Origin of the sequence: Shewanella livingstonensis (assembly GCF_003855395.1) — a bacterium.
GTDB classification, from domain to species: Bacteria; Pseudomonadota; Gammaproteobacteria; order Enterobacterales; family Shewanellaceae; genus Shewanella; species Shewanella livingstonensis.
Map to the genome: position 1 here is coordinate 4,515,397 of NZ_CP034015.1, position 25,225 is coordinate 4,540,621.

Sequence of the window (25,225 nt, forward strand, 5' to 3'; positions counted from 1 at the left end):
ACGGCTTAAGTGAATTCAAAAATTAGCTATCTCGGTATTCTTTGTGCTTATAGCCTGCGGCCACTGTTTAAAATATGACCAACCAAGAGGAAGCCCAATGACAAAAGCCAGCCAAATTAATGGCCGAACAGATGGTAGTGTTAGCTCCTTAGTGGTTATGTGCTTCAAGGTTGAACCTGCCGACTATTTAAATTAAGGAAAATATATTTATGAAAAAATTTGGATTTATAGGCTTAGGGATTATGGGTAATGCAATGGCATTAAACTTAGTTAAAGCAGGATTAGATGTAACGGTCTGGAATCGAAATAGTGATAAATGTGCTGAACTCGTTGCACTTGGCGCTCATCAAGGTAAATCACCAAAGCAAGTTGCTGAAACATGCGATATTACTTTTACTATTGTTTCTGATCCTGTCGCTGCGTTAGCTATTTGCAATGGACCTGACGGAGTATTAGCAGGCATTGGAGAAGGTCGCAGTTACATTGATATGTCCACTGTTGACCATGTGACTTCACAAACTATTTCAGCAGCAATCATAAAAGCAGGGGGCCGCTTTTTAGAAGCTCCTATTTCAGGGACGAAAAAACCAGCTGAAGATGGCACGTTAATTATTTTAGCTGCTGGGGACAAGTCTCTTTATGATGATGCTTTACCAGCCTTTGAAATCATGGGGAAAATGTCACCATACCTAGGTGAGATTGGTCAGGGTGCTAAAATGAAACTTGTCGTTAATATGATTATGGGTGGGATGCTAAGCATTTTTAGCGAGGGAATGTCACTTGGCCTTAAAGCAAACCTTGATGGTCAACAGTTGCTAGATATTATTGATGCAGGTGCAATGGCAAACCCAATGTTTAAAATTAAAGGAACAATGTTGTTAGATGAAAATTACACAACAAGTTTCCCGCTCAAACATATGCAAAAAGACATGAGATTAGCTGTCGACTTAGGTGATAAATTAAATTTAACATTGCCTACGGCAGCGATTACAAACGAATCTTTCAAGCAGGCTCGCAAAGCCGGCTATGCAGATGAAGACATAGCTGCAATTTATAAAACAGTGAAATAAAGGTTAATCATTAAAGAAAAATAGATTATCACTTATTGTGCTTCAGAGAGGGTCTTTTAAGTGGTATTACGTAATGGTAAAGGCGAAAAAGACCGTTTGTTACTTTTCCTCAGACCCTGTATCAGATTGTGTGTTGATCGCATTACGGCAGATGCGGAAAACACACCATCACCCAATCTTGCTTTTTCCAAGCATTCATCATGACAAACAAGGGCCAATGAATAAAGGCCGTATTCATAAACGTATCTGCTCGCACTCATTACGCCATTGTTTTGTCTCTCACCTTTTAGATCAAGGCATGGATATATGCTCTCTGCAAATACGACTCTGTCACAATGGCCTCAATACGACGGCTGAATACACACAACGTGAGCAGCGTTATGGACGATTATTAAACCAAGATATTCGCCGTTCGATAGCTGACATGATCCAGTATAAAATAGCAGGTAACCGCTCAATCCATTGGCAGAGTGGTCATTGCCAGAGTGGTCACTGTCAGCATCAGGAAAAATGACCACTCTCCTACGGTAATAAAAACCACAATCAACGCCAAAATATTGATATAAATAGCTTGTTATTTATACATTAGCCAAGATCGTTTTAAAAAACTTAAGCAATTCCCCCCACTAAAAACCAATGCTACTATTTACTATAATAAGTCGAAATCCTCGTTCGGGCTTGTCCAATAGCCAGATACAGTGTCGGCTGTACGACATTTATCGTTATTTTCTATGTTTTTTTAGCCTCAAACTTATAAGTGTTATCAATAGCGAACTGACTATAATAAAACCTAAATTGAATAAGACTTTCCAAAAGTAGGAATAATGACTTTTAGAGGATCCATGTTTGATTTCTTAATTTCTTCTTGAAGGGTCTCAATGGGATCATTATATCCCTCATCAGTTAACTTAAAAGTCCCAAAGTGAATTCCAATCATCTTTTTACTCTCTAGGTCTTTAAATGCTTGTAGAGAATCCTTTGGATTAAGATGGGCATCTTTCATGAACCACCTAGGCTCATAAGCACCAATTGGAATCAAAGAAAGATCCGGTGCACCGAGCTTCTCTTTAATACTTTTAAAGAACTTCCCGTATCCGGTATCTCCAGCAAAGTAGATCTTATAAGCATTTTCAATATAGAATCCGCCCCAAAGCATTTCTCTTTTATCGAATATGCCTCTAGCCGACCAGTGCTGTGCGGGAACAAAAGTGATTTTAGTTTTATTCGTTGTTATACTTTGCCACCAATCCAGATCGACAGCCGAATTAATTCCGTTATCCTCTAAAAATGACTTTGTTTTCAACCCTGCAACGAATTTAGGAGCATCTCTGTCGTTTAAGCGCTTGAGCGTATCAAGATCTAGGTGGTCATAATGATTATGAGATATAAGAACGATATCAATTGAAGGCAGATCATCAAAGGCAATACCAGGTTTAACCGCTCTCTTGGGTCCAGCAAATTGAACAGGTGAAGCTCTGAGTGAATATTGAGGATCTGTTAATATGTTTAAATTATCAACCTGAATAAGAACTGATGCATGGTTGATTACAGTAATAATCGGCTTTACTGATCTTTGGCTAGCAGGTTTAAACTGCTTGGAATCAATTTCATCTGGCCAAGGAGTAGATTCACTCATACTGTCCATTTGCCACTTGAGCAGATCAAATATACTTTTATCTTCAAAGGGCTCGATGTTATCAAATTTAACACCATCAAAAGGGGCATTAGTCTTTGCATGAGGTTGATATGTGCAGGAGGAAAGTAAAACGGTAAATATTAACACTGATAATTTTTTCATTTAGCTTGCTCATTTTTTCTTAGTATTTATGTAAAACCAAAACACATTATGTAACCTATAAACTTAGGTATTAAATTAAAGATTGACGTGGTGCATAGGTATAGCCGCGAGGCATCTTGGCTGGCAGAAGGACTTTCAAGCTAACAGCATCAAACATCGCGCGGTAGTATCCGTTGTAAATTAGGAAAAAAGTACGGCGAAGACCAAAATACACTCACAAAGCGCCGATAATTTACAGGGCATTAAACGAAGATATCAAGCAGGTTCATACCGCTGGCAGACCTACATTATAAGGGAGTCCGACAGAGCCCAGCTAAGGGGCAATTTGTAAGTTAAAGCCTTTGTAAGAAAGTGGCGAAGCCATGCACAAATGCGCGACTTACCAATTGTCTAGCAAACTAAGCTTACGATACCTGAGCGATTAATTATATTTTTTTAAGGGAATCATTAATATCGTCAGTGCCCTTAATTGAGCCGCTACATACATCTCCTTCTTTTACACCTGCAAGCCATTTTTTAAGATATTCGACTCTTTGTAATGTCTGTTTTGTTTCTATGCCCATTGCACACATGCGATATATGCTGCCATATTGTAATTGTTTGTCTGCTAGAGGAAAGCTCATTTCTAAGTCGGCATCACGTAATTTAATCCATGCGAGTTGTGAAGCTTTAAGTTTAGATAAGAATTCTTTGTCGTCAGCATAAACTTTCCGAATCAGATTATATACTCTGTTAAGTTCAGCATCTGCCTTTGTTAAATTAACTCCCTGGCAGAGAGTCATTTCACGTTGTGTTTGTGCCTTTTCTAAACAAATATCAACTTCTGAACTACAAGCAGAAGATGAAAGAAAAATACTTAATATTATTAGTGAGCTTAATTTTTTCATACATTGCCTTAAAATATAACGTCCTGTTAAGGGACAAAAAATGGTTGGCTAAAATAAGCGATGAAGGAGCAAATAGCCAATTGTTATTTGACCTTGTTTAACAGCTTGATACTTATTAAGTCCTTTCCCTAGCAAGCCGCATCAGCGGTATGCTTAAGGTGACTAAACCAATAGAAGAAAGCTCAATGAGACTTTATAATAACTCACATCGATACTACCGTAGTATCGATTTACATCCACGTTTACTTTACGTCTGCATCATTGATTCTAAAAGAGAAGTTGGCGCTCATAAAAAAATTGGTGTTGACAAAGATGACTTATTGAACATTTTCAAACCTTATATTGACTAAAATAAGCAAGACTAAATTATGCCACCCAGCTTTTGAACATTAACTTGTAAACACTTTGGTAAATGCACTATTCATTTCCAAGAGCCCTGACGCCCCATTAAGAGGCTAAAAATAGTGCGCTAAAATGGAGCGAAGCCAACAGCCCACTGTTTTTAGTCCTTGTTTAACTTCTTAGTTAGAGCTTACTTGTGAGGCCCTCTTACGGTGTATTTTTATATATAAGTAGAAAAATATAAACCATGTGATACTAATTATTCCTGGTGTCATGGCTTCGAGGTATGAACCTAAAGCAAGATTATATTCCCCATTTTTTGATAAAAAAACAATCGTAAAATCTCCTGGATAATAATTGGCTGCAAACTTCTTCTTTGAGCTACATATTGCAATATCACCTGGCTTGGCATTTCTGATAATAACGTTTTCGTTGGTAGATAAAATGTTAAGTTCAACTTCCAAAGAGCAAGCTTCACGACCAAAAAGATCTTCATATCCAAAATAAGACTCTATCACTTCAGCTTCGACACTTTTAGAATCTGACGTTTGAAAAACTTCATAAACAAGCGCAGGGGTGAAAACAACCACACCAAAAAAACTAAAAAATGTCAGGGCAAAAAAACATATACCTTTAATCTTCTCCATAACAAAATTGATCCTTGGAAACCCTAACGGCTTATTGAAGGACTTGCTCAGTAAAGCCAATCCCCTTAACTTATTGATTAATATCATCCTACATTTTCTATCTTATTGTTGCAAAGCGATAAAATATTACTCGGCCTCTACATCACGACGTTAGTGACCATAGGTGAAGAACATAAAAACAGCTGACTCACTGATAAAAGCATTCGAGGATGACGCCTAGAGCTGGATTCTGGCTGGCTCTACACCATTACCGAAATAACGGTAGGCTTGGCCTACTCAATGTGTCACTTTAGACAGGTAACTTTTATCAGAAAACATAACAATGATATGGTTAACTTGAACGCCTCAAACGTTCATCATGCGTTATCACGTATTAGCTCAATCCAAGGGGATCACATGAATATACTGCAACGTTATCGTCTACTGCCCACCAACATATTAATGTGTTGTTTGTTTTTCAGCGTGGGAGTGTACAGTGTGGGAGTGAATAGTGCAGAAAGTACGGCGAATATCGACACCAGCAAACTGGGGGATATAAAAGCGGTTAAGTTTAATAACCCACAAGTGATGACCTCGGGTTTACCCACAGAGCAGCAATTTGAACAACTTGCTCAAGCTGGTATTAAAACCGTAATAAACCTGATCCCTAACGACAACCCAAATGCGCTACCAAATGAGCAACAGATCGTCACTCAACTGGGCATGAACTATCACAATATCAATGTCGATTGGCAAAATCCTACACAAGAAAACCTAGCGCAGTTTTATAGCCTGATGCAGCAAAATGGCGATGCACCAGTGCTAGTGCATTGCGCCGCTAATTACCGTGCCTCTGCATTTTATTATTTATACCAAACTCACCAAAATAACGCGCCGTCAATGGCCGAGGCACTGACGCCCTGGGGCGATTTACAACAAAGCTTTGCAGAATACCCACAGTGGAAAAAGTTGATAGAAGACGTACAAGCTCAATAATATATTAGAGAAATCGATAATATTGATGGTACGATGATGTTGTTCAAATTTCAGGCTCATCATGTACCTACAGTTTGTTTTAAGGAAAAAACAACTATGTTGAAATCGATTATCGTCTTTATTTGTGTTTTATTTTTAACTTACTTTTGTTACTCATATTTTAGTCAACAAGCGACTAACTCTATTGATCTGCCAGATGTCGCGTCTACAACAAGCTCTGAGCCTCAAACCACATCAAATAGTATACCGAATACAAGTGATGAGATAATCGCAGAAGTACCCAATGATATTGAATTAAACACTAGTGTAGTCACCGAGGTTAATGAAGATTTCTTCAACCAATTTACCCATTTGAATAAAAATCATTTTCAGAGTTCTGAACAGTTAACGTCAGGCTTTATAAATGAAGATGGTGAGGTATCTAAAGCGGCTCTAGAGGATACATTTAAAGCGAGTAATTTTGACGAGTTTATTGAACAAGTTGATTCTATAGAAAAATCAGAAAATGCAGCAATACGTGAAGCCACTTTAGCTCAAAGTTTATATCAGTTAGAAGATATTCAAGTTTATTCTGAACGTTATTCTTGCGCTGGAAAAATTTGTTTAGTGTCTTTTAACTTTGATGGTAATGATGAAAACACTGCTGAATTGTCTAAATTTACTGCCAACTATTCCTTTACCAATATCATTGAAGGTGAAAATGGTACTAAGCAATTTAAAGCCGTTTACATTGAAACAGATGACCCATCGACGCTCAGTCTAAGTTACTAATAATGATATTAAGTTAAATGGTTTATGTGCAGCAGGAATGCTGCACTTGATGATGAAGGCTTAACGTTATGCCCTTGTCTGTGACTATACCAGGTCAATATCGGGCCAATATCAGGCAAGTGACAATGCAAATAACGTTATCTACTGCGGCGTACCAGCACTGTTCAAATCCATTTTATACACAGGTGCAGGAATAGTCTCTGAGGTGATATAAATACTCTGGCCATCTTGACTAAATCCTACCGCTTCGGCTTGTTTTATTGCTGGCAGAGCAATCTGTTGTGGCGTTGTAGAAAACAACGTTAACCAATCACCTGTCTCGGTCTCGGTTTGAGTAAAATAGAACGCGTGAGTGTAGGTTAATACCACCGCCGATAAACCATCAGCTGATATATCCATGGCTGTAGGTTTTCCGGCAAAACCAATCCAGGTATAGATACTGGCATAATCGAGTATCGCGGTTGGTAATGGCGCGATTTCGCCCAGTTTTTTGGCTTGCTTGCTAACCATTTGAACCGATGAATTGTTTGAAGCACGGTGTCCTAAAGCTGGAGCAATTAAAGGTAGCTCATATAATATTGGCAGCGTATCGCGTTTGGTCAATAGCAGTATTTTACCCTTTACACTATCTACCGCGACAGATTCACAATCGTGAGACCCATCTGGGTAGGTAAATGTCATGCTCCAAACGGGTTTAGCCGACAGTGTTTTTTGGCCATTCAGTTGGCTTAAATCAGGCTCTTTGATCAGATGTAGCTGATACTGCGATCGTTTCGCCTGGTTATCACCCACATCGGCGATCAATAAATACGATTCACCTTGGTAAACGAACGAGGCGATGTCTTCCCAATCGTTATTCTTAACGCCTGTAATGTTAACTGTCGCCAACTGATGACCTTGGCTATCAATGGCAAAAATCCTTGCGGTGTCACCACTGTCGTTATGTACCCACAATATATTGTCGTTGAGCCTCGATACCGCGAATCCGCTGGCTTCGTCAATAGACGGCGCTGTAATGCTGCCCGCTTGGCTCATGCCTGTTGGCATCGCACAAGCACTGGTCGATAACGCCAATATTAAATACAAAAACAGAGAAAGACGGTTAAACATAATGATGAGTTACTCGAACAGTCGCAGGCAAAAGTTGGTGTATTCTAACAACAATATCCGAGATTATTACTAAAAAGATAAAAAAACGACTAACTCATATTCATCGACACTTTAAAGATTACTGATTTGTTATAGCCATGCTCGTTCAAATGCATTTGTCATATCAAATGGTTTGTTAATACCTTCCACTGACTGTAGTTTACTTCGGTATCCTGCGGGTAATGAATCAAACTTTTTTTGCGCTTTCAATTCTGAAACAGAAAATATTAACAATTTTATTTTGTCTATTTCTTGACTGACAAAAGTATTTTGATTTTTCTTATTTTCATATTCTAAGTCTAAAAGCACTTGGAGTAACGCTGTGTATTCATCTCCAACACAAAGCCTCATCGCTTTAAGATGTAAATAACCTAAAGCCTCGCCAGCTGAAATGGGTAACTGTTTCAGAATGTCTATACTGTTCTCAGATAATTGATTCATTTTTGAAATACTTAAACATTTATCATGTTTGACTTCAAAGGCAGTAAATTTATCACTCAATACATTCATACCAAAATCTAAGTACTCATCAGCCAAAACTTGTGAAGATGAGGTAATTAAGATAAAAAATAAAAACGATAATATCTTCATTTTACTTTACAACCATAGTGGACTGACTTCCAAAACAACCTCTCCTTTGATGAGATTTCAGATCTTAACATTTGCATACCTGCAATTGTTTCAATTTGATTGTTTGCAAACCTATCAAGCGAAGAGAAAGTCTTAAAAAAATACTCCCAGTTTGTAGAGTAAATACTATAAGAAGTTTGACTTGTATTACTAGACACAGATTTGAAAGCTAAAGTATTTCCAACTACATTATTTGAAGCTTTGGCATTAACGCCTAAACCACCAAAAATAAGAATCAATTGACCGAGCAATGTAACCCACAAGCCAGTATCTTTACTTTTTAAAATATCATTTATCGAATTTATTGCTTCAATACTCGTTGCATCAAGCTCTAAATCTACTATTGTTGGACAAACTTTCTATCCATGACAATTAATCCATTAATTTAATTTATTATTGAAAATAGCAAACGGCGTTTTTCAAGACAGTTGTCGCCTAAATTGTTAAGCAGCTTCTTTGTGTTGCTCTGGATTTAACTCCACAGCGCCTATTGGCTGCCAGTTTCGCTCTTCTTTTGACCATCGCTCTGGATGTTCATTTCTTTTTGTCTGATACAACGCTTTTCGCTTCGCCAGTATTCCCACATCAAGACCATCATGCCTCTGGTTTGGTGTCACAAACTTAATCCTGCTATGGCGATGCTCGTTGTTGTACCAATAAACAAATTCATTGACCCATTTACGCGCGGCTTCTAACGACTTAAAACCTTCACTAGGCCAACGTGGATGATACTTTACCGTTCTAAATAGCGATTCTGAGTACGGATTGTCATTACTTACCCTTGGACGGCTTCGTGAGGTCACAACGCCTAAATCGTACATCTTAGCTCGCATCGTCAAGCTCTTCATGGGCGCGCCATTATCTGAGTGCAACACAACGTCTTTCTTTAAGCATTTCTCTGACCAGACCGTACGCTCTAGTAGTGCTGCAGCTTGCTCACCTGTTTCACTGTCGTGAACTTCCCAACCGACGATTTTTCGACTGTAAATATCTTCTATCATGTACAGATAATAGTGCTTTCCTATCACCGTTGTAGGCAGGTAACTGATATCCCAACTCCACACTTCGTTCGCTTTTTTAGCCGTATAACTGGTTGGCTTTTGATGAACATTTCTCGGCTTAGCTTTGCCTCGGTGGTGCAACATGTTTTCTGCATGCAAGATACGGTAAAAACTCGACTCAGAAGCAATATACTCACCTCTGTCGGCGAGTATAGGTACAATTTGGCTTGGCGGTAATGAGGCAAACTCTTCACGGTTACACACATCAATTACGGCCTGTTTTTCGTCTTGACTCAGTTTATTCCCAGGCTCTGGTCGCGTAACTGTAGGCCTTTTATCTGCGCCAATCTCACCGTCTATTCGCCAACGCTGTAAGGTTCTTGTTGATAACCCAATCACGTCACAGGCCTTATCTTGCCTCGTACCTGATGCTACTGCGGTGCTGACCCATTGCGCGTATTTCTGCCTATCGGTCAGCGAAATCAGTCTTCCTCTTTTTCTTTCCAATAGGCATCGAACTTTTTTCCGAGGACGAGTAAAGCTGCCGCTTCTGCTAACGCTTTATCCTTTCTACGTAATTCGCGTTCGAGCTCGTTAATGCGTTTTTTATCGGTCTTCTCCTCAGGTGTTATCTTGGCTTTTCTCGTGAGTGTTGTGCTTGGATTGCCGGCAATACAAGCTTGCTTCCATTCGTTAACTTGCTCAGGGTATAACCCTTTAGCTCGGCAATATTCACTTAACTCAACTGCCGACAAAGAGGCGGTTTCCAATACCACTGAAAACTTTTCCTCACTTGACCACTTATCTGATGAACTGACTTTTGACACGTTTAACCCTGAGGTATTAAATTGCTTTTGCCAACTATACAGGGTTGAAAGCTTAATGCCTTCTTGCTCTGCAAACTGACGAACCGACAAATCACTTTGACTAAGCTTGTTTAATATCGCTTCTTTAAATTGAACTGAATGCCTTTGATAATTCACTTGCTTTAACTTACCGCGCCCTGTTTATTTGTAAATTAATTGAGGCGACAACTATCCTGACACAGGGGGCAAATAAAAAAACATAAAACAAGATTATATAATTTACATTATTACTTCTGATGTAAAATGCATTAATTCCATCAATAAACATAACTTAAATAATATTTTTAAACAAAAAAAGGCCACTTTCTTTGTTCCGAAGAAAGTGGCCATGCACATTTTTAGCGATTGAAATGATGAATAAAAACCGCTAAAAACAAGTACTCTTTTATACGTGACTCTTGAACGTACTATTACACGTAATAATTAAACGTAACGATTAAACCTATTAATACTCATAGCTAAATTGCAAAGTGAACTCTGTGCCAGGGTCTTTAGCGTACACTTGCAGATCTTGCTGTTCGTATTCAGTGGTTTCACCTAAGATATTTTTCGCTTTTACTTTTACCGTAACGCTATCTGTCGGGAATAAACTGTACGTAAAATCAAGGCTATGGAATGGCTTTTCAAATACATCGTCTAAACCACCACGGCCACCGTAAGCAATGCGTTCACCAAACACGTTATACACTAATGTGGCGCTGTGATAACTGTCTGACGAGTCATAACTTAGCTGTAAGTTAGCCACCCATTGTGAATGTCCGGTCATGCGGCGAGTTTTATTGGTTGGGTCTATTTCGCCGTTAGCAGCGATATCGATTTCTGAGTCACCTAGGGTTAAGTTACCCGCAATAAAGAAGTCTTCCCAAATGCTGCCTTCGCTACCTAAAAACTCAAGCTCTTGTAAGAACTCGGTTTCAAGGCCGTACACATAACCCGACTGCGCGTTATAAAACTTGAGCTGACGCCCGGCTTCTGAAATTCGTTGAATCGGCTCAATGGGTGCGTCTACATCTTTATAGAATGCACCCATGCTGAAATTATTACCCGAATCTGAATAGTATTCCCAACGTAGGTCTAAGTTAAGAATGTCTGAACTCTTTAACTCTGGGTTACCGAAGAAGTCAAAACCAGTAACGGGGTCTTGAAATCGAACCGGTGACACTTCACGTAAGTCTGGACGCACAATGGTTTTACTCGCACCTAAACGCCATTGGGTGGTGTCGGTTTGTTTCCAGGTTAATGACAACGATGGGAACCAACCGTCTTCAGCTATCACGTAGTCAGATAACTGATAACGACCACCTTCATCTGATATTTCACCATCAGGGTCGATGGGCAATGTGACGCGACGAAAATCTTCATAACGAATACCAGCATAGACACGCCACACATCGTCAAAGTCGATGTCCATACTCAAAAACGCTGCGTCGTTTTTCTCGGCGGCAATGTAGTCTTCGGTGTCAGTTGATGCGTCTTTCAGCTCTAGCCCCAAGGTATTGTCGGTAATGTTTTTATCAGAGAAAATCTCGTCAAAATCACCCGCTAAAATAGCGCCATTGGCATCGGTTGGGCTTAAGTCGACATCAAACCCTAAACGAGTTGCATAGCTTTCACGAGTACGCTCAAAGTATTCATAACCGGTAGTCAGTTTAACTACAGCACCGTCTAAATTAATTGGGTAAGTAAAATCCCAAGCATAGTTTTGGCTGTCATCTTCTAGGCGACTGTAGACATACTTGGGTGCATCTTGAGTGTTGAGGTTACGTGATAATAATTGGTTGCTGTCGTCTAAAATCACGTTGTAGGTATACGACACTTCATTTGGTGCATAACGCTCAGAACGTGCATCGGAGAACTTCCAATTAAATTCAGCGTCATTCAAATATTCAATAAAATGATGACCTTTAATTTGGTTACTGATAAGCGAACGTTCTTCGTAATCAATGGCGTAAACTTGCAGTGCATTTGGCTCACCCAAGGTATCGATGGTTTCTTCAATCCCCATAGACACATCATCTGAAGTGTCTTGCAGGTAAGTGGTGAAGGTTTCGATTTTATGGTTGTAGCCAATCTCTAAGCCTAAGTTAAGCATGCCAGACACTTGGACTATTGAGTCGGTACCGACGATGTCTTTCTGGTTTTCAACTTGTACTTGGCTGCTATCACCATCAAGCTCAACTTCACGTTTAGTGTAGTTTTCAGCTTGCTTCTTGTAAGACACGGCTGACAATGCACCAAAAATAATATCGTCGGTAATGTCCCAACGATCACCAATGGCGATATCGCCGCGCATTGCAGGGTCTGTACTTTGGCTGTGTACCGTCATATCGCGGTACATGTCTAGTGCTAGTTCGCGGTTAACTTGTTGTGCTGCTGGGTAATTTATAGCGCCACTTGAATTGCTGACGATATCAATTGGGCTAATTCCACCATATTGATTAATGGTGTTATTAATGTTGCTTGGCATGCTGCGAGTGCCATCGTCTTGGCCGGTCCAATCATCGCCACCACCGTTGTAGGTGTAGCTGTCATTTGAGTCATTGGTGTTATAACGGCCGCCCACTGACGCTTTAAAAAAGAAGTCGGCCGGAATTGATTTAGTGCGAATATCAACATGCCCGCCACCAAATGCGGCAGGTGAATTGGCTGAGGCAGACTTTTGCACCGATAACGATTCAATGATCGATGCAGGAAACATATCTAAAGGTACAACGTTACGAGTCGGGTCTGGCGATGGCACTGTCGCGCCATTCAGTGAGGTACTTGAATAACGCTCACCTAAACCACGCACATAAATAAACTTGCCATCTTTTAAGGTTAAACCGGTCACACGACGCAGCGCGGCGGCGGCATCACCGTCACCAGTTCTTGAAATTTGTTCTGAGCCCATAATATCGGCTACAGCAATTTGTTCACGACGTTCTTCAGTGGCTTCTGATGCAGAGCTACGTAAACGCCCGGTCACTGAAATAACTTCTATCGGTTCAATTGGAATCACTTCACCAGGGTCACGAACAGGCGCTGGTTCTTGCGAGTATACTGGGGTAGCTGTTAAAAGTGTCGCCGCAGAAATCACAGAGAGAATGGCAAGGCTTAACTTATTAACGGTAAAACTCGGCTTGGTTTTCATACTTAACTATCCTGTATGCGGTTCAGAGATAGCCGCCCTTGCGGGCGGCTATTAATAGGTCACAAATTAACGTTATCGAGGTGATTACTGTGGAAAGTAAGCCCAACCTTGACGCCAGTCATTCTGGCCATCGAATGCACCAATAAAGTTGGTTGATTCGAAGAAGCTATCATCTGTGCTTAAGTCTTTACCTGTGCCAAGCAGCGTTGTATCCGTTGCCGCTGGCATACCGTCAGTGATAGTCACTGCAGCTGTTGAGTTACCTTCTTGGCCCATGAACCAGGTTTCAACATTCACAGCGTCTGCTGTTGCGGCATTATCAGAGCTGTACTTAAAGGGCTCGTTACAGTCGATAATTGAATGAGACATGGTTAGCGTTTTGCTGTTTACGTTGTCGACTAAACCAGCGTAAGAGCCATCTAACTCTAAACATTCGCCAGACTCAGTTTCAGCAGTAGTGCCTTTACGACCTTGTACTAGCACGTTGTATAACTCACCGGCTGTAGCAACACGTAACAAGATACCTTCACCTTTATCGCCACTTGCGTTAGCAATATCTGTACCCGGTAAAATAGTGAAGTTAGCTAATTTTGGCGCCGACACTGGGGTATCCATAGCACCTTTATGGCTATCACCTTCGATACCACGGTTAGCATTACCGTCTTCGTGAGTGATATACACAAACTGCGCTTTACCTGTCCAACCGTTAGTCCAATCTAAGCTGTCATCGAAGTTGGCAGTTAAGTAAACATATTTCAAGTTAACTGCACCACCCCAGAACTCAACACCGTCGTCGCCGTTAGCGTGAATTTGAATATGGTCTACTTGAGTTCCGCTGCCCACTGCCGCAAATGAGATACCGTTCATTTCTTGAGTATCATTTACTTTAAAGCCAGCATACTTAATCACTACGTAGCTGATTTGACCGCTGTTATCAGCATTGTTGTTACCACCGTACGGGAAGTCACCGACTTCAAACGACGCTGAACAAGCATTATGATCAGGACATGTGTTGGTTAACCCATTACCTAGAATAACCAATCCACCCCATTGACCACGTTCGCCACTTGCACCCGCAATCACATCTTCTTCAGAGGTCATTTCAATTGGGTGAGTTGCACTGCCTTGAGCCATAATTTTTGAGCCACGACTCACCGCGATAAAACTGTTAGATGTCGCGAATAACTTAGTGCCCGCTTGAATAGCCAATGTTGCAGGCGTGGTGTTGTCACCACCCACAACTACTGCACCGCCATCAATTTTGTACATTACGTTTTGGCCAGCGAGAAGAGTCGTGTTGCTTAAAACATTGCCTTCAAGGGTACAAATTAAGGTAATTGATGCATCTTTATATAAACCTGCTGTCGCAGCTGAAGCTGCTGTGCCTACGGGACAAGAGGTTAATACAGGTAATGCAGTCGGTGTTGGCGTAACATCATCATGAATGGCTGTGGTCCAGCCTTTAGTCCAATCGTTAGTGCCATCAAATGCACCAATATAGTTAGCATTAACCAAACGCGCATCAAGGTTAGCCAAATCTGCTTTGCCAGCCGTTAATGCTATCGATGATGAATTAGGCATGTAATCAGTTAAATCTGCTGCGGCAACTAGGTTATCCGCTTGCCCTTTGTACCAGGCTTCAACATCTAGCGCTAAAGTACGGCCTTCTGCAGCATCTGCCTTGGCATTTTTGAACGGTTCAACACAGTCAATTAAGCTGTTTTGCATGGTCAATTCAGCAGTGTTGGCGTTGTTAACAGTATTGTCGTCGTTAACCTCTAAACATTCGCCAGAATCAACGTCACCTTTAACAAGAATGTTATAGGTATTCACGCCAGTGCCTTTACGGAATAAAATACCTTCCGCATCGTCACCACCACTGTTGGTGCCGTTAGCAACCTGAATAGTAAAGTTGGCTAACACTGGTTTGGACATAGGTACAGCATTTGCGTCACTGTTACTGTCGGCTTCAATACCACGGTTAGATGCGTTATCAGCTTGACGAATATAAACGTGCTGCGCACTACCTTGCCAACCGTTAGTCCAATCTAACGAGTCATCAAAGTTTTCTGTCAGTACGATATTTGTTACTGAAACATTACCACCCCAGAATTCAAAACCGTCATCGTTATTCATGTGAACTTGTACGTGATCAATTTCAGTACCCGCACCCACACCAGCAAAACTAATACCGTTCATTTCTTGGGTGTCATTGATTTTGAAACCACCAAACTCAACGCGTACATACTTGATTGAACCTGAATTGTCTTCAGTGTCATTGCCACCGTAACTGTGGTTACCCACTTCAAAAGACGCTGAACAATTAGTTAAATCTGGGCAGGTGTTTACTGGCGCATTACCCAATAACACTAAACCACCCCACTGACCCGCTTTACCTTCTTGGCCTAAAGCCGTTTCAACAGACGTAAATACGATAGGGGCAGTTGCAGTACCATCAGCCATAATTTTAGAACCACGGCTAACCACTAAATATGAATCGCTGCCACCTAAGATTTTGGTGCCAGGTAATATCGATAACTCAACCGCATTGGCATTATCGCCACCGGCAATCACTGCGCCATCAAGCTGCCATACCACGTCATTACCTAATACGATTTTGTCGCCATCTTGGCCACCAGTGGTAATCGTTGATGCTGCTGTTGAAGGTGCTAACGTGCCCTTTAATACCCAAACTTCTTTACCATCAACGGCTGTCATTGTGGTGCTTTTAGTTGCAAAGCCACTGTATGATTTTTGTTGTTCTGTCTGAGTAGGTGCAGTAGGAGGTGTTGGCGCAGTAGGTGTAACAGTATCGCTACCCGCATTGATATTAATATCACCACCACAACCAGCGAGCCCTAATGTTGCAGCAAGGGCTGTAGAAAGTGCAGTCAGTTTAAAAATGTTTTTCAGTTGCATTGTCATCTCCGAAGACGGATTTAAGCGTGAGTTAGTTGGCTGGATGACAAGCTAACCTGCAAAAATGACAAAAAGACTGCGTAAATATGACACTCACATTTCATTAACATTACAGAAATATGCAAGTCCAATGGCTATGCAGCTTAGGAGGATATTTGAATGGCATAAATTTTTAACAAAAAAAGCGAAAATATAACGTTTGAGTTGTTCTTTTAACAAAACAAAGCCGCTAACTGATACTGACGTATACTGTCCACAGGCCAAATGCCACCGCACTAACGCCAGCTGGCCTAAACCAACTAATACAATGTTTCGCAGACCATAGAGCAAATTTCTTATGGTGTTTTTTAGTCATAAAAACCAAAATAACTGCAACTATAAACAACAAGTTACCAATAACTTCAAACACTAAAGGATGTGCGGTGTTATGCCCATCGAGTAACAATGCAGTACCAATGCAGTACCAATCACTAATCGAGAGATAATTTCAACATAATGAAAATAACCTTGGCGACTATATAGAACAATAGCAGCAGAGAAATCTTGTGGCTTAAGCAGCATAAACAGCCCAATACCACAGGTAATAATGCCCCAAACACTTATTAATATGGTCATAATGATTTCGCTATGTATTTCTATGAGCAGATATATGCAGATATTAACAGCTAAAAATGTAACGTAAATGTTAAGCTGATAATTTTTTTAACGCGTTAACCACCGATCACACATTATTACAGCTAAAATAAAACAACTCATCCGCTTTATATCGACATTCTAACCAGTTAATAATGCATAACGCTTAATGCAATTCATTGATGAAATGTAAATTAATATTAATAAATACTTATAAAACGAGTTTCAGCTAATTTAATGTTAAAATAGCCATTTAAACCCGTTTAAACCCGCCAGGGAGTGCCCATATGCCATCAGATATTATTATTTTAGGGATCTCCATACTTATTGCTATTGGCATTTTACTCCATCACCCATCCAAAACATTAGGCTTACCTTCGTTATTAATCTTTATGGGTGTCGGCTTAGCATTTGGTAATGGTGAGTTTGGTTTTGTATACGACGACCTGCAACTGACCTCAGTGATTGGCACCTTAGCATTAAACACCATAGTTTTTGTCGGTGGTCTAAATACGCCAATGAAACACATTAAGTTTTCTTGGAAAGAAGGCGGCATGTTATCCACTGCTGGGGTGATACTCACTACCATTATTTTCGGCTTTATCTTGAATGCGTTACTCGACTTTAACCTCATTACTTGCATGTTATTTGCCGCGGTAGTGTCGTCTACCGATGCGGCGGCCGTATTCTCAATTTTAGAATCAAAAAAACTTAAATTAAAACACGGTACTGGCACTATTTTAGAATTCGAATCGGCTACCAATGACCCTGTAGCTTTATTAATGGTGGTGATGTTAACCGACTTTATTATCAATAGTGCCAATGGCGCACCCACAGTTCTTTCAGTGTTATCAAGTCTTGGACAGCAAATTGGTGTTGGGGCTGTTGTTGGATTGATAATGGGTAAATTAGCCGTTTGGGCACTTAATAACATTAAACTGCCTGAATTCGGACTTATTCCTGTTTTTATTTTGGCAAGCTTTGCCATCACAGTATCAAGCACCGAAATTTTAGGGGGTAACGAGCTTATTGCGGTATATATTGCAGGGGTGATTATCGGTAACTATTTAAAGAAGGGCGCTGAAGTCAGTAAGCATTTCTTTAATGGCATATCGTGGTTAGCGCAGTCATTAATGTTCATCATTTTAGGCTTACAGATATTCCCGCAGCAATTAATGCCGGTGTTCATGGCATCATTGCTACCGGCTATATTGCTTATTATCGTCGCGCGCCCACTGGCTGTGCAGCTGTGTTACTTACCGTTTAAACAAGCTAATTGGCGCAAACGTTTGTTTGTTTCTATGATCGGATTAAAAGGTGCTACGCCAATTGTTTTCGCGCTTATTCCCGCTGCAGCAGGAGTAGAAGGATCCCGTGAAATGATCCACATGGTGTTTTTCATCGTGTTGTTCTCGGTCATCATCCAGGGGAGTGCAATTGAACCGCTAGCCAATAAACTAGGGCTTAAACTGCAGCCCAAAAAGCCAGATCTATAAAAATGATTCAATGCCTCATAACAATGAGGCATTGAATCATTTTCAGTATCTTTGGGATTAGTTATTTTACCGTGATTCTCTCAACTGATTTCTCAGGCTGATGGATCACATAGTCTAACTGTACTTGTAAGTCTTTAAACCCAGTTGCAGAGGGTTGATACTTCCATTGTTCAAGCGCCTCAACAGCCGATGCATCAAACACTTGTTTCGGCGACGACTTAGTCACTCTAACATTGTTCACACTGCCATTTGGACTAATATCAAATGACATTTGAACATAGCCATTAAGCCCTTCTTTAGCAGCATCAATTGGATAGCTAGGCTCAATTCTTATCACCGGCATTGCCATAGAGTCGGTTTTATTTTCAACGTTGAGATTATTGCCGGCAAATACCTGTTGATTAAACATAAAGGCACTAACACCAATAGCGAATGTCATTCCAATCAACGCTAAGGTGCTTTTTCCATGTTGCTTTTTCATCTGTAAGATCCTCTCTTTTAAGATGGTTTTATCCCCATAATGGGTGTGTAACATGCTCAAAGGTGCATGTTGTGAATAGGCCAATAGTGTTCTGCTGTAGGCAATTTTAGCTAGGGCTTTCATGCTGGCAGTGACTTGTGCATCGCATGACAATTCTTGATCTTGTCTAAAACGGCGATAGCTCAACCACATCAACGGATTGAACCAAAACAATACGGTTAATCCATAAGCCAGGGCATTTGCCCATAAATCACCACGTTGATAGTGATAAACCTCATGCTGAATAATGGCCTGCTGCTGGCTTTCATCGAGTAATGTAAAGCTTGTTGGCACTAAAATACTGGGAGCAATAAACCCTGCTAACATGGGTGATTCAATATCTGGATGGACTAATACGTTAAGCTTTACTGAAGGAATATCTAGCTGACGCCCACGCTGGATTAACCGTTGCAGATAGCCGTATTCCATAATGATATTAGCGACTAATAACGTGATAACCGCACCGTAGAGATAAGGCAGGTATAACTGGGCAAATAAGCCTGACGACAACGCAGCGGTATCGCTAGCAAACACATAATACTGCTGGATGATTGAGGCTGCGTTATTGCTACCAAACCAGCTAAAGTGGTGCGGTAATATCATTTGCAGTAAATCGGCAAAGATTAACAGTGGCACGGATATCCACATAAAATAGGTATAGTGCGCCCCAAATTTAGACAATAACAACCGGTGCATTACCAGTAAAGCCAAACACACCACGCTCAATGAGATGGTTTGTTCCATAAACCAATTAATCATCACTTTTGTTCCTTTTGCCAATCATCAAGTAAGGTTTGCAGTTCGGCGACATCTTCTGCCGACAGCTTGTTCTTTTGCGCAAAACCGGCAACCAATGGGGTTAATTTGCCAGCAAACATGCGTTCCACAAAAGAAAGCGACTCTTTAACGGTATAGTCCTGCTCGGCAATTAATGGTGAGTAATGGTAAACCCGACCTTGTTTTTCAAAACTGACAGCTTGTTTTTTGACTAAACGATTAAGCAAGGTTTTAACCGTTTTTTCATGCATGTCATGGCTTTGTTCTAATGCATCAACCACTTCACTCGAGGTTAATGGCGACTGCTGCCAAAGCTGCTGCAACACGACTAATTCACTATTGCTGATTTCTTTCATGCGATACCGCTCATTTGTTGTTAGAACTTGTTAGGCTAAAAATGGATTACAACTGTAATCCTAAATAAGCAAGGTTTATTGGTATTTTATTAGCCGATAAATTGCTGGTTGAATATTATTACGATTTCAACACTACACCCTAAGCATTAGCCATAAGCCGGCTTGAGTAATTGCCTATGTTTGCTCTAGTGTTGACAACGCTGATGGTTAATTTTTACTTCAATGGAAGGCATCAACACGGCACAAAAACATACAAATTGCCCAGCCGGATTAACGTAAACCTTCAATACCTCATTATTCAACACTGGGTTTTATACAAACTATATTGATCGATAACTCTTTTTCATTAATTTGCTATATAGCTAACTAATATGATTTTTGTTACATTGTTAGCTATATGGCTATTTTTAGGGGTGTAAAGTGGCAAATCGTGAAGCGATAGGCAAAAAGGTCAGTGCTAGCCGAAAATATTTAGGATTAACTCAGCTCCAATTGTCGACACAAACAAGAATTAATAAAACGACGATATCTGAAATCGAAAATGGCCGCTTTACTGGTTCATTCGACATATTTGAGCGGCTCTTGGACTCAGTTGGGCTTCAATTTGAAGTAACAGAAAAAAAGCAATCATTACCAAAATGGGATGAAATTCACGATCTGTTTCCTGAGGATGAATAATGCAAAATACCCTACCCAATAAAATTACGTCAATCAGTGTCAGTGCCGCTGGAACCGAAACGGGTTTACTCACTTACGGGTCAATTTACAACTACCAACCCGTTCAAAGTAAGCAACATATCTCCCTCACAATGACCCAAAACGGAATGGATGGTTTTAGTTCAGGGGCGTTGCATCCAATATTCACGCAAAACCTGCCAGAAGGTTTCAATCGCCGCTATATTGCAGAAAAGCTTGCTCGATATGCCAAAGTAAATGACATGTATCTACTCGCTCTCCAAGGAGATCATGGAATTGGCATGCTAAGCTACCAGAGTGAGTTAACGCTGCCTGAAGCTGAAACGGTGACGCTAAATGATATCCTTACATATAAGGATGTTAAGCCTTTGTTCCCTCAGTTACTCGAAAAATACTACCTTCGAAACTCATTAGCTGGAGTACAACCTAAAGTCAGTATCCCCACCAGTGCCCAAAGTATTGTTGGCAGAAGTGTTGAGCAAAAAGACCTCATCGTTAAGTCCTTTGACCCAGAGTTTCCACTTTTGACGGTTAATGAGTTTGTTTGCATGTCTGCTGCTCGGCACTGTGGACTCAACCCTCCAAATATTTACCTATCTGAAAACTTGGAGTCATTTGTAATCGAAAGATTCGACAAAGGTGACTCTGAGCAAAAGCTGGGATATGAAGATTTTACCACCCTTCTTAGGAAAAATAATGATCCCGATGCTAAATACAATGGCAGCTATGAAACACTACTAAAAGCAACAATGTTATACACCAACTCACAAGACGAACTAGAAAAAATGTACAAATATATCGTCTTTAATTGCTTGATTGGCAATGGTGATGCGCATTTGAAGAATTTTTCACTCCAGTATACTGCAGATATGTCGAAGGTTTTTGTCTCACCACCTTTTGATATAACCCACACGCTGATTTACCACAGCATCGACAACAAAATGGCGCTGAAGATGGCAAATAGCAAGGCTTTTCCAGATTTACAAGTATTACTTAAGCTAGCTGAAAACACCTCTTATAGAGTCAGGCAGCCAAAGCAAATAATTGAGTCTATGAGTGATTTAATCGGTGATTATGTTAAAGCCTCAGATGAAGCAAAGTTATTCCCCGGTTTAAGGGAGTCAATTGATACAGCAGTGTCTAAGATACTTTGCAAAAATTACAATCCTAAGGGCTATCGCCATGACAGGATTAAGAAATTCGACTAACTAAAAATTGCTATATAGCTAACTAATGAGTAGTAAATACGTAAGTTAGCTATATCACTACTAAAATAAACTATCTGGTATTTCGTATACACTCTGAATTAAGTGACATAACAACAATCAAACACGAGTACATTGGGCTTGATTGCTGTTAATAAAACCCCTCGCTATTTACCCCGATACAACCACTGATAAACCGTCGGCAACACCAGTAAAGTCAAAGCAGTTGAGCTAAACAAGCCGCCAATGATCACCACAGCTAATGGTTGTTGAATTTCACTGCCCACACCAGATGATAACAAGATAGGGATCAGCCCCAATGCAGAGGTGAGTGCCGTCATTAACACCGGACGTAACCGCCCTACCGTGCCTTGATAAACACTGTCGTACAGGCTTTCATCTGCTGATTGTCTGCGCTGGTTAATCGAGTCCACCAGCACCACACCATTCAACACAGCAACACCAAACAAGGTGATAAAGCCGATTGAACTGGGCACCGACAAATAGGTGCCAGTGGCGTATAAAGCCACCACGCCGCCGATTAATGCCAATGGTACGTTAGCCATAATCAATGTCACTTGTTTGAGTGAACCAAACGAGAAATACAACAATAAGCCAATAAGTGCGATAGAAATGGGCACCACCAACATTAGCTTTTGTTGCGCCCGTTGCTGGTTTTCATATTGGCCGCCCACCACAACCGTATAGCCCGCAGGTAACTCCGCTTGCGGCACAATGGCATAAATATCGTTGACCACCGAACCCATGTCACGCCCCGATACATTAGCCTGCACCACCACTCGGCGCTGTACATCGTCACGACGAATATTCGGCGGCGCCATTTCAATCACCACATCAGCGAGATCGCCCAAGCGTACAATCGCGCCATTAGCACCACTGAGCAGCAAGTCTTCAATCGCATCTGGCGCATTACGATATTGCGCCGCTAATCGCAGATTAATGTCATAACGGGCATTACCATCAATCACTTGGCCTGCACTGGCACCACCAATACCTTGAGTGACTAAACTCATGACTTCATCGACGCTAATACCATAGCGAGCAAGGACTTCACGTTTAGGTCGAACCACTAACTGAGCTTCACCGCTGACTTGCTCTAGCGACACATCAACCGCCCCAGGAATGGCAGCGACTAAATCGGTTAACACCTGACCTTTTTCCGACAAGATGCTCAAATCTGGACCAAATATCTTAATCGCTAACTGCGCTTTAACGCCCGATAACAACTCATCGACTCGAGTAGCAATCGGTTGTGAGAAAGTTAACAATAATCCTGGGAATATCGCTAGCCGTTGCTCCATTAAACGCTGTAGCTCAAAGCGATTGCTTGCCGATGTCCATTGTTCTATCGGCTTAAGACCAATATATATTTCAATATTACTCACAGGTTCTGGGTCGCCGCCAAGTTCGGGAGCTCCGATTCGACTTAACGCATATTCCACCTCAGGAAACTCCAGCAGCATGGCTTCAATTTTAGGCGCAACGTTAACCGAAGTAGCCAGACTGGCTGTAGGCGCTAGTGTCACTCGTAAGTTGATGGTGCCCTCTTCTAATTCAGGCACAAATTCAGTGCCTAGCTTTGGCAATAACAGCATGCTTGCAGCAAACAAAACAACTGCCGCTAACATCACCGATTTAGGGTTTGATAGCACCAGTGTGAGTACTCGTCGATAGACTGCATCAATGGGGGCTAACACTTTGCTTTGACGCACTACAATACCGCGTTTAAATAGAAATACCGCCAATGCAGGCACCGCAAATAACGCCACTACTAATGCCGCCATCATCGCAAGAATAATGCTCACGGCCATGGGTTGAAATAATTTTCCCTCTACACCTTCTAGGGCAAATAACGGCATAAATACTACGATGATAATCGCTGTTGCAAAGAAGATAGGGCTGCACACCTCTTTTGCCGCCAGCATGATCCTAATCGCCATGCTTTGGGTTGCAGATTCTGATTCACTATCTACATCACTATCAACATAAGCTTCAGCTGATTGGTTGACGCCAGTTTCGCCGCTAACATGCTTAAAGATGTTCTCAACCATCACCACAGAGCCATCAACTAGCATACCTATTGCGACCGCCAGACCACCCAAGGACATTAAGTTAGCCGACATACCATAATAAGACATGATCAATAACGCGATCCCGATCGACACTGGGATCGACAGCAATACCAACAAGGTGGCGCGGATGTTGACCAAAAACAACGCCAGAATAATCACTATAAACCCAAAGGCCATCAATAACGCTTCTACGACTGTTGTAACCGCTTTATCGACTAAATCCGCCTGGTCGTAAAACACCTCAAATGACACTCCTTTTGGCAAGGATTGTTCAATTAAACTAATACGTGAATTGATGTCATCAATAGTGGCTTTGGTATTGGCGCCCATGCGTTTAAGCACAACGCCTGCAACCACTTCACCTAGCGCTTGTACATCGGACGACGAGCCATTAGCCGCTGCCTGCCTACGCGACATGGTCACTGCACCGACTCTTATTTCGCTACCAAAAGCCACATTAGCAATGTCGGCCACTCGTATTGGCGTGCCATTGATTTCGGTTAACGGAATGTCGGCAATGGCCTGCAAACCAGCCTCACCTGCGGGCAACAAACCATAACCACGAACCACTAATTGCTCCTGGCCTTGGTCCATAAACCAACCACCAGCATTACGGTTATTACTTTCCAATGCTTGGCTAACTTGGGTCAGCGACAAGCCATAACTGCGCAGTTTATTAGGGTCAACTTGCACTTGGTATTGCAACACCTCGCCGCCAAATGACAGCACTTCAGTCACACCACTCACAGGCATTAATATCAGCTTCACTAAATAGTCATTTAAGCTCCGCAGCTCAGATGCGCTGATATTGGTTTCGGGTTCCGCCCGTAAAATGTATTGATAAATTTGCCCTAAACCTGAAGTGTTTGGGCCAATTTCAGGGGTGCCAACACCCGCAGGAATCGACTCTTTTGCAGCTTGCAGTTGTTCAAACACTTGCTGACGTGCAAAATAAATATCGGTACCTTCGGCAAACACCACGGTCACTAACGATAAGCCAGTACGCGATAATGAACGCACCTCGGTCACTGCCGGTAATGCATACATTGCCGATTCAACCGGATAGCTGATCAGCTTCTCGACCTCTTCTGCCGCCAACCCTTCCGCTTCAGTATTAATAGTCACCTGTACATTGGTGACATCCGGAAACGCATCTAAATTCAGTTTTGGTAACATGAATACCGATGCCACCACAGTGGCCAGTAATCCAAGTAACACCAATAACCGCTTTTCAACGGCAATCTCAATTAATTTATATAACATT

General features: G+C 41.3%; 20 protein-coding genes and 2 pseudogenes. 9 read left to right on the forward strand and 13 right to left on the reverse strand.

The window, feature by feature from the left end; genetic code table 11:
- The first annotated feature begins 209 nt into the window (after positions 1 to 209).
- Both EGC82_RS19685 and EGC82_RS19690 read left to right on the forward strand, forming a co-directional pair.
- Entirely contained in the window at positions 210 to 1,070 is an 861-nt protein-coding gene (locus tag EGC82_RS19685; protein WP_124732256.1) for an NAD(P)-dependent oxidoreductase, read from the forward strand.
- Between the two features lie 151 nt (positions 1,071 to 1,221).
- On the forward strand, positions 1,222 to 1,584 hold the full coding sequence (locus EGC82_RS19690) for a tyrosine-type recombinase/integrase (RefSeq protein ID WP_244212498.1): 363 nt from the start codon (positions 1,222 to 1,224) through the stop codon (positions 1,582 to 1,584).
- A 276-nt stretch (positions 1,585 to 1,860) separates the two neighbouring features.
- Here the strand turns inward: EGC82_RS19690 and EGC82_RS19695 are convergent, their stop codons facing one another.
- Entirely contained in the window at positions 1,861 to 2,868 is a 1,008-nt protein-coding gene (locus tag EGC82_RS19695; RefSeq protein WP_124732258.1) for an MBL fold metallo-hydrolase, read from the reverse strand.
- Positions 2,869 to 2,950: 82 nt separating this feature from the next.
- Here EGC82_RS19695 and EGC82_RS19700 point away from each other — a divergent pair.
- Positions 2,951 to 3,161: pseudogene (locus tag EGC82_RS19700) on the forward strand (IS4 family transposase); the annotation flags it as partial.
- 132 nt (positions 3,162 to 3,293) lie between these two features.
- On the opposite strand, the gene EGC82_RS19705 reads toward EGC82_RS19700, so the two are convergent.
- Entirely contained in the window at positions 3,294 to 3,755 is a 462-nt protein-coding gene (locus EGC82_RS19705; RefSeq protein ID WP_124732259.1) for a lysozyme inhibitor LprI family protein, read from the reverse strand.
- 185 nt (positions 3,756 to 3,940) lie between these two features.
- Here EGC82_RS19705 and EGC82_RS19710 point away from each other — a divergent pair.
- Positions 3,941 to 4,099: pseudogene (locus EGC82_RS19710) on the forward strand (IS110 family transposase); the annotation flags it as partial.
- A 177-nt stretch (positions 4,100 to 4,276) separates the two neighbouring features.
- On the opposite strand, the gene EGC82_RS19715 reads toward EGC82_RS19710, so the two are convergent.
- A complete protein-coding gene (locus tag EGC82_RS19715; protein ID WP_124732260.1) occupies positions 4,277 to 4,744 on the reverse strand; it encodes a hypothetical protein in 468 nt (155 codons plus the stop codon).
- A gap of 396 nt (positions 4,745 to 5,140) precedes the next feature.
- On the opposite strand from EGC82_RS19715, the gene EGC82_RS19720 reads away from it, so the two are divergent.
- Together EGC82_RS19720 and EGC82_RS19725 are read left to right on the forward strand one after the other, a co-directional pair.
- The gene (locus EGC82_RS19720) at positions 5,141 to 5,719 is read left to right on the forward strand and encodes a protein tyrosine phosphatase family protein (protein ID WP_124732261.1); all 579 of its coding nucleotides are present in this window, start codon (positions 5,141 to 5,143) and stop codon (positions 5,717 to 5,719) included.
- A 96-nt stretch (positions 5,720 to 5,815) separates the two neighbouring features.
- Positions 5,816 to 6,490 carry a hypothetical protein gene (locus EGC82_RS19725; RefSeq protein ID WP_124732262.1) on the forward strand — a complete coding sequence of 225 codons (675 nt, stop codon included), beginning with the start codon at positions 5,816 to 5,818 and terminating at the stop codon, positions 6,488 to 6,490.
- A 141-nt stretch (positions 6,491 to 6,631) separates the two neighbouring features.
- Here the strand turns inward: EGC82_RS19725 and EGC82_RS19730 are convergent, their stop codons facing one another.
- From EGC82_RS19730 to EGC82_RS19760, 7 genes are all read right to left on the reverse strand, one after another.
- Positions 6,632 to 7,600 (reverse strand): hypothetical protein, encoded by a 969-nt coding sequence (locus EGC82_RS19730; protein WP_124732263.1) that lies wholly within the window; start codon positions 7,598 to 7,600, stop codon positions 6,632 to 6,634.
- 129 nt (positions 7,601 to 7,729) lie between these two features.
- Positions 7,730 to 8,230, reverse strand: coding sequence for a hypothetical protein (locus EGC82_RS19735; RefSeq protein ID WP_124732264.1), 501 nt, complete (start codon positions 8,228 to 8,230; stop codon positions 7,730 to 7,732).
- Entirely contained in the window at positions 8,227 to 8,532 is a 306-nt protein-coding gene (locus EGC82_RS19740) for a hypothetical protein (protein ID WP_124732265.1), read from the reverse strand. The genes EGC82_RS19735 and EGC82_RS19740 overlap by 4 nt, the downstream gene beginning before the upstream one ends.
- Positions 8,533 to 8,712: 180 nt before the next feature.
- Positions 8,713 to 10,253, reverse strand: a protein-coding gene (locus EGC82_RS19745) for an IS3 family transposase (RefSeq protein WP_124732266.1) whose coding sequence is annotated in 2 segments (ribosomal slippage) — positions 8,713 to 9,788 and positions 9,788 to 10,253 — 1,542 coding nt in all. Because the reading frame shifts where the segments join, the coding sequence is not laid out codon by codon here.
- Between the two features lie 328 nt (positions 10,254 to 10,581).
- Positions 10,582 to 13,266 (reverse strand): TonB-dependent receptor domain-containing protein, encoded by a 2,685-nt coding sequence (locus tag EGC82_RS19750; RefSeq protein ID WP_124732267.1) that lies wholly within the window; start codon positions 13,264 to 13,266, stop codon positions 10,582 to 10,584.
- 84 nt (positions 13,267 to 13,350) lie between these two features.
- Positions 13,351 to 16,185: a hypothetical protein gene (locus EGC82_RS19755; RefSeq protein WP_124732268.1), complete on the reverse strand. Its 2,835-nt coding sequence runs from the start codon at positions 16,183 to 16,185 to the stop codon at positions 13,351 to 13,353.
- A gap of 408 nt (positions 16,186 to 16,593) precedes the next feature.
- The gene (locus EGC82_RS19760) at positions 16,594 to 16,800 is read right to left on the reverse strand and encodes a hypothetical protein (RefSeq protein ID WP_124732269.1); all 207 of its coding nucleotides are present in this window, start codon (positions 16,798 to 16,800) and stop codon (positions 16,594 to 16,596) included.
- Positions 16,801 to 17,105: 305 nt separating this feature from the next.
- Between EGC82_RS19760 and EGC82_RS19765 the strand changes: the two genes are divergently transcribed.
- The gene (locus EGC82_RS19765) at positions 17,106 to 18,314 is read left to right on the forward strand and encodes a potassium/proton antiporter (RefSeq protein WP_124732270.1); all 1,209 of its coding nucleotides are present in this window, start codon (positions 17,106 to 17,108) and stop codon (positions 18,312 to 18,314) included.
- A 61-nt stretch (positions 18,315 to 18,375) separates the two neighbouring features.
- On the opposite strand, the gene EGC82_RS19770 is transcribed toward EGC82_RS19765, so the two are convergent.
- Both EGC82_RS19770 and EGC82_RS19775 read right to left on the reverse strand, forming a co-directional pair.
- Positions 18,376 to 19,593 (reverse strand): M56 family metallopeptidase, encoded by a 1,218-nt coding sequence (locus EGC82_RS19770; RefSeq protein ID WP_124732271.1) that lies wholly within the window; start codon positions 19,591 to 19,593, stop codon positions 18,376 to 18,378.
- Entirely contained in the window at positions 19,593 to 19,967 is a 375-nt protein-coding gene (locus EGC82_RS19775; RefSeq protein ID WP_059745746.1) for a BlaI/MecI/CopY family transcriptional regulator, read from the reverse strand. Before EGC82_RS19775 ends, EGC82_RS19770 begins: the two co-directional genes overlap by 1 nt.
- A 420-nt stretch (positions 19,968 to 20,387) precedes the next feature.
- Between EGC82_RS19775 and EGC82_RS19780 the strand changes: the two genes are divergently transcribed.
- Together EGC82_RS19780 and EGC82_RS19785 are read left to right on the forward strand one after the other, a co-directional pair.
- On the forward strand, positions 20,388 to 20,645 hold the full coding sequence (locus EGC82_RS19780; RefSeq protein ID WP_124732272.1) for a helix-turn-helix domain-containing protein: 258 nt from the start codon (positions 20,388 to 20,390) through the stop codon (positions 20,643 to 20,645).
- Positions 20,645 to 21,871: a type II toxin-antitoxin system HipA family toxin gene (locus EGC82_RS19785; protein ID WP_124732273.1), complete on the forward strand. Its 1,227-nt coding sequence runs from the start codon at positions 20,645 to 20,647 to the stop codon at positions 21,869 to 21,871. The genes EGC82_RS19780 and EGC82_RS19785 overlap by 1 nt, the downstream gene beginning before the upstream one ends.
- Before the next feature lie 164 nt (positions 21,872 to 22,035).
- Here EGC82_RS19785 and EGC82_RS19790 read toward each other — a convergent pair whose 3' ends face one another.
- Positions 22,036 to 25,224: an efflux RND transporter permease subunit gene (locus tag EGC82_RS19790; protein WP_124732274.1), complete on the reverse strand. Its 3,189-nt coding sequence runs from the start codon at positions 25,222 to 25,224 to the stop codon at positions 22,036 to 22,038.
- Between the last annotated feature and the right edge of the window lies 1 nt (position 25,225).

Excerpts from the sequence above, each read along its gene's own strand:
- EGC82_RS19735 (WP_124732264.1), bottom strand. The coding sequence starts at position 8,230 with ATGAAGATATTATCGTTTTTATTTTTTATCTTAATTACCTCATCTTCA.
- EGC82_RS19750 (WP_124732267.1), bottom strand. The coding sequence starts at position 13,266 with ATGAAAACCAAGCCGAGTTTTACCGTTAATAAGTTAAGCCTTGCCATT.
- EGC82_RS19765 (WP_124732270.1), top strand. The coding sequence starts at position 17,106 with ATGCCATCAGATATTATTATTTTAGGGATCTCCATACTTATTGCTATT.
- EGC82_RS19775 (WP_059745746.1), bottom strand. The coding sequence starts at position 19,967 with ATGAAAGAAATCAGCAATAGTGAATTAGTCGTGTTGCAGCAGCTTTGG.
- EGC82_RS19725 (WP_124732262.1), top strand. The coding sequence starts at position 5,816 with ATGTTGAAATCGATTATCGTCTTTATTTGTGTTTTATTTTTAACTTAC.
- EGC82_RS19705 (WP_124732259.1), bottom strand. The coding sequence starts at position 3,755 with ATGAAAAAATTAAGCTCACTAATAATATTAAGTATTTTTCTTTCATCT.
- EGC82_RS19770 (WP_124732271.1), bottom strand. The coding sequence starts at position 19,593 with ATGATTAATTGGTTTATGGAACAAACCATCTCATTGAGCGTGGTGTGT.
- EGC82_RS19760 (WP_124732269.1), bottom strand. The coding sequence starts at position 16,800 with ATGACCATATTAATAAGTGTTTGGGGCATTATTACCTGTGGTATTGGG.
- EGC82_RS19790 (WP_124732274.1), bottom strand. The coding sequence starts at position 25,224 with ATGTTATATAAATTAATTGAGATTGCCGTTGAAAAGCGGTTATTGGTG.
- EGC82_RS19755 (WP_124732268.1), bottom strand. The coding sequence starts at position 16,185 with ATGCAACTGAAAAACATTTTTAAACTGACTGCACTTTCTACAGCCCTT.
- EGC82_RS19730 (WP_124732263.1), bottom strand. The coding sequence starts at position 7,600 with ATGTTTAACCGTCTTTCTCTGTTTTTGTATTTAATATTGGCGTTATCG.
- EGC82_RS19785 (WP_124732273.1), top strand. The coding sequence starts at position 20,645 with ATGCAAAATACCCTACCCAATAAAATTACGTCAATCAGTGTCAGTGCC.
- EGC82_RS19690 (WP_244212498.1), top strand. The coding sequence starts at position 1,222 with ATGCGGAAAACACACCATCACCCAATCTTGCTTTTTCCAAGCATTCAT.
- EGC82_RS19695 (WP_124732258.1), bottom strand. The coding sequence starts at position 2,868 with ATGAAAAAATTATCAGTGTTAATATTTACCGTTTTACTTTCCTCCTGC.
- EGC82_RS19685 (WP_124732256.1), top strand. The coding sequence starts at position 210 with ATGAAAAAATTTGGATTTATAGGCTTAGGGATTATGGGTAATGCAATG.
- EGC82_RS19715 (WP_124732260.1), bottom strand. The coding sequence starts at position 4,744 with ATGGAGAAGATTAAAGGTATATGTTTTTTTGCCCTGACATTTTTTAGT.
- EGC82_RS19720 (WP_124732261.1), top strand. The coding sequence starts at position 5,141 with ATGAATATACTGCAACGTTATCGTCTACTGCCCACCAACATATTAATG.